This window comes from Paraburkholderia sp. Ac-20347 (genome assembly GCF_017104805.1).
Classification (GTDB): domain Bacteria; phylum Pseudomonadota; class Gammaproteobacteria; order Burkholderiales; family Burkholderiaceae; genus Paraburkholderia; species Paraburkholderia tropica.
Genome location: NZ_JAAGPN010000251.1, coordinates 1 through 11,545 on the forward strand (window position 1 = coordinate 1; position 11,545 = coordinate 11,545).

Annotated in this window: 11 protein-coding genes; 4 read left to right on the plus strand and 7 right to left on the minus strand. The window is 63.9% G+C overall.

Features of this window, described 5'->3' with window-relative positions; genetic code table 11:
* From G3N97_RS31145 to G3N97_RS31160, 4 genes are all read left to right on the plus strand, one after another.
* On the plus strand, nucleotides 1-594 hold a 594-nt coding region (locus tag G3N97_RS31145; protein WP_205996797.1), incomplete at its 5' end, for a DUF3426 domain-containing protein.
* A 102-nt stretch (nucleotides 595-696) separates the two neighbouring features.
* On the plus strand, nucleotides 697-1,197 hold the full coding sequence (gene tpx / locus G3N97_RS31150; protein WP_065060394.1) for a thiol peroxidase: 501 nt from the start codon (nucleotides 697-699) through the stop codon (nucleotides 1,195-1,197).
* Nucleotides 1,198-1,410: 213 nt separating this feature from the next.
* Nucleotides 1,411-2,352, plus strand: coding sequence for a carbohydrate kinase family protein (locus G3N97_RS31155; protein ID WP_065060395.1), 942 nt, complete (start codon nucleotides 1,411-1,413; stop codon nucleotides 2,350-2,352).
* Between the two features lie 42 nt (nucleotides 2,353-2,394).
* A complete protein-coding gene (locus G3N97_RS31160) occupies nucleotides 2,395-2,871 on the plus strand; it encodes a glycine zipper 2TM domain-containing protein (RefSeq protein WP_065060396.1) in 477 nt (158 codons plus the stop codon).
* Nucleotides 2,872-3,217: 346 nt separating this feature from the next.
* Here G3N97_RS31160 and G3N97_RS31165 read toward each other — a convergent pair whose 3' ends face one another.
* The 7 genes from G3N97_RS31165 to ccsA form a co-directional block, all read right to left on the minus strand.
* On the minus strand, nucleotides 3,218-3,868 hold the full coding sequence (locus G3N97_RS31165; RefSeq protein WP_205996798.1) for a histone H1-like DNA-binding protein: 651 nt from the start codon (nucleotides 3,866-3,868) through the stop codon (nucleotides 3,218-3,220).
* A 28-nt stretch (nucleotides 3,869-3,896) separates the two neighbouring features.
* Nucleotides 3,897-4,214 (minus strand): hypothetical protein, encoded by a 318-nt coding sequence (locus G3N97_RS39715; RefSeq protein ID WP_074987378.1) that lies wholly within the window; start codon nucleotides 4,212-4,214, stop codon nucleotides 3,897-3,899.
* 92 nt (nucleotides 4,215-4,306) lie between these two features.
* Entirely contained in the window at nucleotides 4,307-5,530 is a 1,224-nt protein-coding gene (locus G3N97_RS31170; RefSeq protein WP_205996799.1) for a ribonucleotide-diphosphate reductase subunit beta, read from the minus strand.
* Between the two features lie 656 nt (nucleotides 5,531-6,186).
* A complete protein-coding gene (locus G3N97_RS31175; RefSeq protein WP_205996800.1) occupies nucleotides 6,187-9,180 on the minus strand; it encodes a ribonucleoside-diphosphate reductase subunit alpha in 2,994 nt (997 codons plus the stop codon).
* A 576-nt stretch (nucleotides 9,181-9,756) separates the two neighbouring features.
* The gene (ampD, locus tag G3N97_RS31180; RefSeq protein WP_205996801.1) at nucleotides 9,757-10,371 is read right to left on the minus strand and encodes a 1,6-anhydro-N-acetylmuramyl-L-alanine amidase AmpD; all 615 of its coding nucleotides are present in this window, start codon (nucleotides 10,369-10,371) and stop codon (nucleotides 9,757-9,759) included.
* The gene (locus G3N97_RS31185; RefSeq protein ID WP_205996802.1) at nucleotides 10,368-10,730 is read right to left on the minus strand and encodes a PP0621 family protein; all 363 of its coding nucleotides are present in this window, start codon (nucleotides 10,728-10,730) and stop codon (nucleotides 10,368-10,370) included. Before G3N97_RS31185 ends, ampD begins: the two co-directional genes overlap by 4 nt.
* A gap of 130 nt (nucleotides 10,731-10,860) precedes the next feature.
* Nucleotides 10,861-11,545: cytochrome c biogenesis protein CcsA (gene ccsA / locus G3N97_RS31190; protein WP_205996803.1), on the minus strand; the 685-nt coding region annotated here is incomplete at its 5' end.

Here is an 11,545-nt window from a genome sequence, read left to right on the forward strand (position 1 = left end):
GAACCGGCGGGTTCGGCCGGCGCCGCTGCCGCACCCGCCTTCTCCGCACTCGAACCGCGGGACGGCAGCGAGCCGTTCGCCGTCACACGTGAAGCGCCCGCGCATCCGCCGCGCCGCATCGGCTGGCGTATCGTCGGCGCGCTGGTCGCGCTTCTGCTGCTCGTCGGGCTCGCCGCGCAATTGCTCTGGTGGCAGCGCGAAAGCGTGATGGTGTACTTCCCCGCTTCGCAGCCGCTGTATCAGCAGGCCTGTGCGCAGCTCGGCTGCCGCATCACCCCGCCGCGCGATATCGACGGACTCGAAGTGCAGCAGTCCGATCTGCGTCAGGTGGACGACCCGCATCATCTCGAACTGAAGGTGCCGCTGCGCAACCGCTTCGACATTGCGCTCGCCTACCCCGCGCTCGAACTCACGCTGCTCGATCGCCAGAACAACGTCGTCTTGCGGCGCGTGCTGTGGCCGCAGGACTATGCCGCGCCGGGTACGCGCATCGAAGCCGGTCTGCCCGCGCACAGCACGCAGACCATGATCGTGCGCCTCGATACCGGCAATGTCGTCGCATCGAATTTCCGCATCGAAATTTTCTACCCGTAATTCACGCGTCAGCGCCTGCCCTTTGCGCGGGCGCGCGCACCTTGCGTCCGGTCCAGCCGGACGCGCCACTCACCACTACAGTCAAAATCCGGAGAGCACATCATGAGTCAAGTCACGCTAGGCGGTAACCCGATCGACGTCGCCGGCACGTTCCCGGCGCCCGGCCAGAAGGCTCCGGCGTTCTCGCTCGTCGGCAAGGATCTGAAGCCCGTCTCGCTCGCCGATTTCGCCGGCAAGCGCAAGGTGCTGAACATCGTGCCGAGCCTCGACACGCCGACCTGCGCCACCTCCACGCGCAAGTTCAACGAAGCCGCCGCAAAGCTCGACAACACGGCCGTGCTGGTGATCTCGGGCGACCTGCCGTTCGCCGCCACGCGCTTCTGCACGACCGAAGGCATCGAAAACGTCGTCACGGCGTCGACGTTCCGCGGCCACGAATTCGCCCAAGCCTACGGCGTGGACGTCACGAGCGGCCCGCTGACCGGCCTCACGGCGCGCGCCGTGGTCGTGCTCGACGCGAACGACAATGTCGTCTACGCCGAGCGCGTCAGCGAAATCAAGAACGAGCCGAACTACGACGCCGCGCTCGCCGCACTGAAGTAATCCCCGGCGGCGGCGCGCCCGTGACGGGCCTGCCGCGAGCCTGAGCGCGCCGTGCGCGCAGCGCGATCCCGATGCGTCGGGACGCTGCGCGCGCCGGCCGCGAAGTCAGGCGTCAGGCACGCACGCGCCTTGACCTGCGATGACATGCGATGACGTGCCATCATCTGCAAACGCGCCGCCCCTTCCACACCACGCACTACAGGAATTCCCGCCTTGGCTACGCTGATCTGCGGCTCGCTCGCCTACGACAACATCATGACCTTCGAAGGTCGCTTCCGGGAGCACATCCTGCCCGAGCAGGTGCACATCCTGAACGTGAGCTTCCTCGTGCCGACGATGCGGCGCGAATTCGGCGGCTGCGCGGGCAACATCGCCTACTCGCTGCATCTGCTGGGCGGCGACGCGCGCATCATGGCGACGCTCGGCGGCGCCGACGCGCAACCGTATATCGACCGCCTCGACACGCTCGGCCTGAACAAGGCGCACGTGCGCGTGCTGCCCGACACGTGGTCGGCGCAGGCGATGATCACCACCGATCTCGAGAACAACCAGATCACCGCGTTCCACCCGGGCGCGATGATGCAATCGCATTTGAACCGCGCCGACGAGGCGCCGGGCGTCAAGCTCGGCATCGTCGCGCCGGACGGTTTCGACGGCATGGTCCAGCACGTCGAGCAATTCGCCAAGGCAGGCATCCCGTTTGTCTTTGATCCGGGCCAGGGCCTGCCGCTGTTCGATGGTGCGTCTCTGCGTCGCGCGATTGAACTTGCGACCTATGTTGCGGTCAACGACTACGAAGCCAACCTTGTGAGTCATCGCACCGGCTGGTCGTTCGAAGAGATCGCCAGCAAGGTCGACGCGCTGATCGTCACGCGCGGCGAACACGGCTCGCAGATCTACCACGGCGGCAGCATCGAAGAGATTCCTCCGGTGCAGGCGCAGCAGGTACTCGATCCGACCGGTTGCGGCGACGCGTTCCGCGGCGGCCTCCTCTACGGCATCGAGAACAAGCTCGGCTGGGCGACCACCGGGCGTCTCGCGAGCCTGATGGGCGCGCTCAAGATCGAACACCAGGGGCCGCAGAACTACGCGCCCACGCGGGCGCAGATCAACGAACGTTTCAAGGCGGCATTCGGCTACGAACTGCCGCAATGATGTCGGGCGCCGCAAGGGCGGCGCTCATTGGAGCTACGGGAAATGAGAACAACAAGTCGTCTGATTGTGGCCGCCATGGTCGCGGGTTCGCTCGCCATGACGGGTTGCGCGTATAACAGCAGTTCCGCCGACGTCTACACCGCCTCGCAGGCGCAGCGTGAATCCACGGTGCGCATGGCTACGGTGGAAAGCGTGCGTGCCGTGAAGATCAGCTCGAACAATGGTCAGCCCAGCGGTCTGGGCGCAGTCGGCGGCGGCGCGCTCGGCGCCGTGGCGGGCAGCGCGATCGGCGGTGGTCGCGGCTCGATCGTCACGGGCATCATCGGCGGTATCGCGGGCGCGGTGGCCGGCAATGCGGTCGAAAACGGCGTGGCCATGCACAATGGCCTCGAGATCACCGTTCGTCTGGATAACGGCGACTATCGCGCCATCACGCAGTCGGCCACGGGCGAGATCTTCCAGGCCGGCGACCGTGTGCGTCTGCTCTCGAGCGGCGGCGTGACGCGCGTGACGCACTAACGCTTCAGTTGTTCGGCGCGCGCCGCGCGCCAGTCCGATCACGGACTGATTGACCGGTTTCCCCTGTACCGCACGATGCCTTGTGCTCGTTGCGGAACCTCAGGCGCATGTGCTCCCCTGTGCATGCGCCTTTTTTCATGCGCGCGCGAAACGCAGCGGCGCGGCTCCATTCGCAAAAAACGCGGACGAAAAAAATCCCGTCGCGAATGTTCCGTCGACGGGATCGGGATCGAGTCTTGCTCACCGCCGGCGATCGTGCAAAACGCACGACGCGCACGGCGGCGCTCGATCAACGAAGCGCGCGTTCTTGCTGACCCGCGCGCGCTTCGACTCGTACTACTACTGCTTACGGACGGCTGCCCGTCGGGAACGGCCAGGCCGCTGCCGGGTTCAGTGCCGTCTTCACGGTTGCAGCGGGCGCAGCCGATTGTGCAGCAGGCGCAGCAGCGGCAGCCTTCGCAGGCGCCTTCTTGGCAGCCTTCTTCGCGGCAGCCTTCTTCGCAGGCGCAGCCTTCTTGGCAGCAGCCTTCTTCGCAGGCGCAGCCTTCTTGGCAGCGGCCTTCTTCGCCGGCGCCTTCTTGGCAACAGCCTTCTTCGCTGCGACCTTCTTCACCGCGACTTTCTTGGCTGCAACCTTCTTCGCTGCGGCCTTCTTCGCCGGTGCTGCCTTCTTCGCAGCAACCTTCTTCACGGCGACTTTCTTGGCTGCAACCTTCTTCGTTGCGACCTTCTTCGCTGCGGCCTTCTTCGCCGGTGCTGCCTTCTTCGCAGCAACCTTCTTCACGGCGACCTTCTTGGCTGCAACCTTCTTTGCTGCGGCCTTCTTCGCCGGCGCTGCCTTCTTCGCAGCAACCTTCTTCACGGCGACTTTCTTGGCTGCAACCTTCTTGACCGCAACCTTCTTCACAGCGGCCTTCTTCGCCGGTGCTGCCTTCTTTGCTGCAACCTTCTTCACTGCGGCTTTCTTGGCCGCCGGCTTCTTCTTGGCAGTTGCCATTTTTTTCTCCTTCAGGTTCAGATGAGAGTCAGTTCAAACTACACCCTTCGTCAAAACCCGCTTCCCGCGAACGCTTCTCAGGGCGCACGCTTCGAAGCGGGCTATTCATCGGCGTACGCTGATCCCGCGCGCTTACGCTAATGAATGCGGTAAGGCGCACCGTGCTGAAAAACACAGTGCGCCAAGTCTTTCCGGCGTCGGCTACCGACACCGGGCAACGTTCGTTGAAGGCGCCGGCCACATGGCCCACGCCGTTTTCCGGGGGGAAGTTTGCCCATCCCTCTGAAGGGTTCGCAAAGTGCCTTGCACGTAGTTGAGCCGCCAGGGCTCCGGGCACGCTTTGCATCAGGCGTTCCTGCTCCTAATCATCATGCCGGTCGAGGCCTCGCACGAGGCCTCCGGCCACCCCAATAGACTGACTGCCGCAGTGCGCCCGGATTACTCCCAGGACAACGCACCGCCCGTCTGATATTCGATCACGCGCGTCTCGAAGAAGTTGCGTTCCTTCTTCAAATCGATCATCTCGCTCATCCACGGGAACGGGTTCTCTTCGTTCGGGAAAAGCGCGTCCAGACCGATCTGCTGGCAACGGCGATTGCAGATGAAGCGCAGATAGCTCTTGAACATCGATGCGTTCAGGCCCAGCACGCCGCGCGGCATGGTGTCTTCTGCGTAGCGGTATTCGAGTTCGACTGCCTGCTTGAACAGTTCAGTGATCTCCGCGCGGAACGCCGGCGTCCACAACTGCGGGTTCTCGAGCTTGATCTGGTTGATCAGGTCGATACCGAAGTTGCAGTGCATCGACTCGTCGCGCAGGATGTACTGATACTGCTCGGCGGCGCCGGTCATCTTGTTCTGACGGCCAAGCGCGAGGATCTGCGTGAAGCCCACATAGAAGAACAGACCTTCCATGATGCAGGCGAACACGATCAGCGACTTGAGCAGCGTCTGGTCGGATTCGAGCGTACCGGTCGTGAACGCGGGATCCGTCAGCGTGGTGATGAACGGGATCAGGAACTCGTCCTTGTCGCGGATCGACTTGACCTCGTGGTACGCATTGAAGATCTCGCCTTCGTCCAGACCGAGCGATTCGACGATGTACTGGTACGCGTGCGTATGGATCGCCTCTTCGAACGCCTGGCGCAGCAGGAACTGGCGGCATTCGGGCGCCGTGATGTGCCGGTAGGTACCGAGCACGATGTTGTTGGCGGCGAGGGAGTCGGCAGTCACGAAGAAGCCGAGGTTGCGCTTCACGATGCGGCGCTCGTCCTCGGTCAGACCATTCGGGTCTTTCCACAGGGCGATGTCGCGCGACATGTTCACTTCCTGCGGCATCCAGTGATTCGCACAACCGGCCAGGTACTTTTCCCAGGCCCACTTGTACTTGAACGGGACCAACTGATTCACGTCGGTCTGACCGTTGATGATGCGCTTGTCGGCGACATTCACGCGGGCTTCGGTCGAGACCGGCGCCTGCGGCGGCGGTGCTGCGGCGAAGTCGGCGGAGAAGATGTTGGTCGCCGAAGAAGACTGAGGAGTGAAGTGCAGTGCGGACTGCGCTTCAGGAACAGAGACAGCCAGGCCAGCGGGGTTGCGCATTGCGTTCTGCTGCGCACCGCTCGACGGAGTTACGGCCGTGTTCTCGTCATCCCAGTTGAGCATAAATGTCACCATCAATTTAGAACGGTTTGTACCATCTTTTCATGCGCGATAAAAGGGTTCGCACACGAAAAATCCTGTTTTCGATTCGCGTTGCGACCTCGATACAACACTTTGTCATCGCATCGTGTCGATCGCGGCGTGTGAGCGGTGCGGATGCATCGCGTATTCGTCGCTCGAACATCGCACGTGCGATTGGCTTCGAGGGTCTTCGCGACATCGAGAGCGTGTGTGAAAACGTGGTTCGCCGCGCGCGCTTCGCATCGTGTTCACGATGCTTTCGACTGCGTGCTGCGAACGTGCTTCACGACTCGCTCGCTGCTGCTTCGACAGACCTGCAACTGCGCTGCGGGCATCGCTGCCTGCGTGGGTCTGTCGCTCGCTGCGCCGCGCGCTGCGTTCTGGCTCGCGCGACCTGTTTCGCGTTCAGGCGAAACCCCAGGGATTCCTGAAGCCTTTTTTCCACCACCTGAACCTGGCGACGCGCGTTGCGCGCGCCGCGCCTGCATCTTCTATCTGTATCGACTTGCATCGACGACGGCATCGACTACTGTTTACTGTCTGTACTCGCTGCACGCCGCCGACTCATTCCGTCGATGCACTGCGTGTGACGCGTGACGCGTGGCAGCACCGTTGCGCTGCCGCCACGCACATCGCGATTACTGGCAAGCCTCGCACTCTTCGAAGCCCGCATCGCCCGGACGCATCATGCACACCGGACCTTCTGCTTCGGGCGCCGCTTCGACGGCGGCTTCAGGCGCTGCCTGCATCACCGTCGAACCGCCGTTGCCGCCGGCCGCGCCGAAACCCGCACCGCCGTTCGCGCCGCCAGCTGCACCGCCGCCGTTCGAACCGCCCGTCGGCACTGCGTTGAGCGCGCCGTGCGCAACCGTCGACTTCTCGACGTGCGTCGCCGCCATCGTGCGCAGGTAGTACGTCGTCTTCAGACCGCGCACCCATGCGAGCTTGTAGATCTCGTCGAGCTTCTTGCCCGATGCGCCCGCCATGAAGATGTTCAGCGACTGCGCCTGGTCGATCCACTTCTGACGACGCGACGCCGCTTCGACGAGCCACGTCGGATCGACTTCGAACGCCGTCGCGTAGACCGCGCGCAGGTCGGCCGGCACACGGTCGATGCGCGAGAGCATGCCGTCGAAGTACTTCAGGTCGGCGACCATGACTTCGTCCCACAGGCCGCGCGACTTCAGGTCACGCACGAGGTAGTCGTTCACCACCGTGAATTCGCCCGAGAGGTTCGACTTCACGTAGAGGTTCTGGAACGTCGGCTCGATACACGGCGACACGCCGATGATGTTCGAGATGGTCGCGGTCGGCGCGATCGCGATGCAGTTCGAATTGCGCATGCCGTGCGTCGCGATGCGCTCGCGCAGCGACGTCCAGTCCATCGATTCGCTCGTGTCGACTTCGACGTAACCGCCGCGTGCTTCCTCGAGCAGCTTGAGCGTGTCTTGCGGGAGGATGCCGCGATCCCACAGCGAGCCGCGGTAGGTCGAGTAGCGGCCGCGCTCGGCTGCCAGCTCCGTCGACGCCCAGTACGCGTAGTAGCAGACGGCTTCCATCGAGCGGTCGGCGAACTCCACGGCCTCCTGGGAAGCAAACGGCGTGCGCAGAACGTGCAGGCAGTCCTGGAAGCCCATGATGCCCATGCCCACCGGACGGTGCTTCAGGTTCGAGTTGCGCGCCTTCGACACCGCGTAGTAGTTGATGTCGATGACGTTGTCGAGCATGCGCATCGCGACGCTGATGGTGCGCTTGAGCTTCTCGTGGTCGAGCGCGAACGTGCCGTCGGCCTGTTCGATCATGTGCGCGACGAGGTTCACCGAGCCCAGGTTACAGACGGCGATTTCGCTGTCGCTGGTGTTCAGCGTGATTTCCGTGCACAGGTTCGACGAGTGGACGACGCCCACGTGCTGCTGCGGCGAACGCACGTTGCACGGATCCTTGAACGTGATCCACGGGTGGCCCGTTTCAAACAGCATGCCCAGCATCTTGCGCCACAGTTGCGCAGCCGGCAGCTTCTTGAACAGCTTGATCTCGCCGCGTGCGGCCTTCTCTTCGTAAGCGACGTAAGCCTTTTCGAATTCCGCGCCGAACAGGTCGTGCAGATCCGGGCAGGTCGACGGCGAGAACAGCGTCCAGTCACCGCCTTCCATCACGCGCTTCATGAACAGATCGGGAATCCAGTTCGCCGTGTTCATGTCGTGGGTGCGGCGGCGATCGTCGCCGGTGTTCTTGCGCAGCTCGAGGAATTCTTCGATGTCCAGGTGCCACGATTCCAGGTACGCGCAGACCGCGCCCTTGCGCTTGCCGCCCTGGTTCACCGCGACGGCCGTGTCGTTCACGACCTTCAGGAACGGGACCACGCCTTGCGACTTGCCGTTCGTGCCCTTGATGTGCGAACCGAGTGCACGCACGCGCGTCCAGTCGTTGCCCAGACCGCCCGCGAACTTCGAGAGCAGCGCGTTGTCCTTCAGTGCTTCGTAGATGCCGTCGAGGTCGTCGGCGACCGTCGTCAGGTAGCACGACGAGAGCTGCGAGCGGTGCGTGCCCGAGTTGAACAGCGTCGGCGTCGACGACATGAAGTCGAACGACGAGAGCACGTTGTAGAACTCGATCGCGCGCGCTTCACGGTCGATCTCGTTGAGCGACAGGCCCATCGCGACGCGCATGAAGAATGCCTGCGGCATTTCGATGCGCGTGCCGTGCACGTGCAGGAAGTAGCGGTCGTACAGCGTCTGCAGGCCGAGGTAGCCGAACTGCAGATCGCGGTTCGCGTTCAGCGCATTGCCCAGACGCTTGAGGTCGAACTGCTGGAGCTTGTCGTCGAGCAGGCCGGCTTCGACGCCGCGCTTGATGAACTGCGGGAAGTAGTCGGCGTAACGCACGGCCATTTCGGCTTGCGTCACTTCTTCTTCCAGAATTTCGCGACGGATCGTGTGCAGCAGGATGCGCGACGTGACCTGGCTGTACGCCGGGTCCTTTTCGATCATCGTGCGTGCGGCCAGGATGGCGGAGTCGTATACCTGCGTCATCGGCACGCCGTCGTACAGGTTCTTCACCGTTTCCGCGACGATCGGGTCGGCGTTCACGGCGTCGCCCAGACCTTCGCAGGACGAGACGATCAGCGCGCGCAGTGCGTGCATGTCGAGCGGACGCGTCACGCCGTTGTCGGTGACGTTGATGCCAGGCGCTGCGGGCGCTGCCGTTTCCGGCGCGTGTGCGCGTTCCTGGTTGCGCTTCTCGCGATACAGCACGTAGGCGCGCGCGACGTTGTGCTCGCCGCCGCGCATCAGCGCGAGTTCGACCTGATCCTGAATGTCTTCGATGTGGAACGTGCCGCCGTTCGGGCGGCTGCGCACCAGCGCGCGCACCACGTTCTGCGTGAGCTGTTCGACGAGTTCGCGAACGCGCGCCGACGCCGCGCCCTGCCCGCCATTGACGGCCAGGAACGCCTTGGTCATCGCGATGGCGATCTTCGACGGCTCGAAGCCCACGACACTGCCGTTACGGCGAATGATCTTGTGGTCGGCGAACTGCGTCGCGCTGGCCTGGCCGTCCTGCGGCTGACCACCCAGCGTGTGCGCGGCGGGCGCGCCTTCATACCGGGTCGAGACGTTATCGGTCGTTTGCATGTGCAAAGCTCCTGGTCCTGGAAATATGCGAAGGATTTCGCGAATTAATACGGGCGCCGCGCCCCCGTGTGCGCGGACGAATGGGCGGAGACAAAAAGCCAGCCTGGCGAGGCTGCCGGATGCGGCAATGCTGATGAACCACAGAGCGTTACGGTCTTCATCGTGGATGCCGCGATCATTGGCTGTACCTTTTCTCTCGATTACAGCCGGTGCGCCGGTTCTCGCCCGACTGCACCGCACAAAGTTCTTTTCCTATGCCGCTAATGCGTGCGGCGCCGTGCTCGGAGAGCGGGGCGCCGCGGAACAACACAACATATGGTGTAAAGCCGTGCTTCGGGTACGAAGTATAGTGGAACTTGCCGGACGTGCAACGGCTAAATTTCACGGCGGGTGTATTGACAAAGAAGGCTTCGGCGCGCAGCCCAGACGGCGCGGGCATTCGGGCGAAACGCGCTTTTCTCCACGCCGGAAAGTCCGTACGCGAAGCAGCGGTTAGCGCATCGCCGGCACTTCCTGGTTAGTTGCGCTTTGGTGCGTCAAGACGACGCTGACAACGTCCTGGTCGCCGGTAACGCGTCAGGTCCGCGCGTGCAGATAGGGAAAGAACGCGTCGCCCAGTTGCGTCTCGCGCTGCAATCGCGCCCAGTCGAAATGCGGACCGGGGTCGGTCTTGCGGCCCGGCGCGATGTCCGAATGCCCGGCGAGCGCGTCGATCGGATAGCGCGCCGCGATCGCGCGCACGAGCGGCGCGAGCGTGGCGTATTGCGCGGGTTCGAACGGCTGCGTGTCGCTGCCTTCGAGTTCGATGCCGATCGAGAAGTCGTTGCAGCGCTCGCGGCCGAAGAAGCTGGAGAGGCCCGCGTGCCACGCGCGCTCGTCGCACGAGACGAATTGCTCGAGCGTCCCGTCGCGATGGATCACGAAATGCGCCGAGACGCGCACGCCGCGCAGATGCGTATCGAAGTACGGATGCGCGTCGCAGTCGAGGCGATTGAGGAAGAGGTCGGCGATCTCGGGACCGCCGAACGTGTCGGGCGGCAGACTGATGTTGTGCACGACGATGAGCGTCGGCGTCGCGCCGTCCGGACGCGCTTCGAAATTCGGCGACGGCAGGCGCTGCGCGCCATCGGCCCAACCCTGCGCATCGATCGAGAACACGGACGAAGCAGCAGACTGCGCGTGACGACTCATCGCGCCGCGCGGTCCTGGCCGGACTTGCGCGCGTCGTAGACACGCGCGTGTTCGGCGCTGCAGAACGACTGCGCACCCACGTTCACCGACTCGCTGCGCGGCGCGTGCACGCCGCACTCGGCGCAACGCACCATCGGCTCGGGCAGCGCGCCCTGGCCGTTCGCACGCCTGGCACCAGCGGCACCCGCGGCACCGTTCGAACCTTGCGTACCGCTAGCGCCTTGCGCGCCGAACGGACCCGCCTGACGCGGATCGGCGCCCGCACGTGACTGCGGCGACTGCATCTGCGCACGGCGCAGCGCCTTGACGAACGACTGCCCGACGACGAACAGCAGAATCAGAAGAAAAATCTGTCTCATGGAATCAGTCTGGTTTCAGTGCGCCGCTCCGTGCACGACTCGCGTGCAAATCGCGAGCAATTCACGTGCAATAACGGACAGGCGCGGCAACGAAATCACAACGGAACACCTCGAAGCGCAGCGCTCGCGATCAAACGACCGGACGATGCAGCAGCACCTCGAACACAAAACGACTGCCCACATACGCGAGCAGCAGCGCGACGAACGACGCGATCACCCAGCGCAGCGCCGAGCGTCCGCGCCAGCCGGAAATCTTGCGCGCGGTGAGCAGCGCGCCGAACATCAGCCACGACAGGAACGCGAACACCGTCTTGTGATCGAGCGACAGCGGACGGTCGATCAACTGCTCGCTGAACACGATGCCCGAAACGAGCGTGGCCGTGAGCAGCACGAAGCCCGCGCCGATCAGACGGAACAGCAGCTTCTCCATCGTCAGCAGCGGCGGCAGCGTCTCGATCCAGTTCGACAGCCAGCCGCCGCCTTTGTTGCTCGCGTTGCGCTGAAAGCCCGCGCCCTTGAGCGCGTGCAGACGACGCTCGACGGCGAGCATCAGCACGGCGTGCAGCGCCGCGATCGCGAACAGCCCGTAAGCGACGTTGGCGATGACGAAATGCAGCTTGAACATCGGCGCCGCGGCGTAAGGCAGCACGCGCACGCCGCCGAACACGAGCGGCAGGATGGCGGCGACGGCCGCGAGCGGCAGCAGCAACAGACGCAAGCCGTCGAGCGCGAAGAAAAAGCTCTCGATCCAGTAGATCACCGCGCCGAGCCAGAACATCGCCGACAACGCGAACGCGAAGCCGAAGATCATCTCG

What these genes read in the sequence shown, in the direction of transcription:
- tpx (WP_065060394.1), top strand. Translation starts at nt 697, where the DNA reads ATGAGTCAAGTCACGCTAGGCGGTAACCCGATCGACGTCGCCGGCACG.
- ampD (WP_205996801.1), bottom strand. Translation starts at nt 10,371, where the DNA reads ATGAGTCGTCACGCGCAGTCTGCTGCTTCGTCCGTGTTCTCGATCGAT.
- G3N97_RS31185 (WP_205996802.1), bottom strand. Translation starts at nt 10,730, where the DNA reads ATGAGACAGATTTTTCTTCTGATTCTGCTGTTCGTCGTCGGGCAGTCG.
- G3N97_RS31175 (WP_205996800.1), bottom strand. Translation starts at nt 9,180, where the DNA reads ATGCAAACGACCGATAACGTCTCGACCCGGTATGAAGGCGCGCCCGCC.
- G3N97_RS31170 (WP_205996799.1), bottom strand. Translation starts at nt 5,530, where the DNA reads ATGCTCAACTGGGATGACGAGAACACGGCCGTAACTCCGTCGAGCGGT.
- G3N97_RS39715 (WP_074987378.1), bottom strand. Translation starts at nt 4,214, where the DNA reads ATGCAAAGCGTGCCCGGAGCCCTGGCGGCTCAACTACGTGCAAGGCAC.
- G3N97_RS31160 (WP_065060396.1), top strand. Translation starts at nt 2,395, where the DNA reads ATGAGAACAACAAGTCGTCTGATTGTGGCCGCCATGGTCGCGGGTTCG.
- G3N97_RS31165 (WP_205996798.1), bottom strand. Translation starts at nt 3,868, where the DNA reads ATGGCAACTGCCAAGAAGAAGCCGGCGGCCAAGAAAGCCGCAGTGAAG.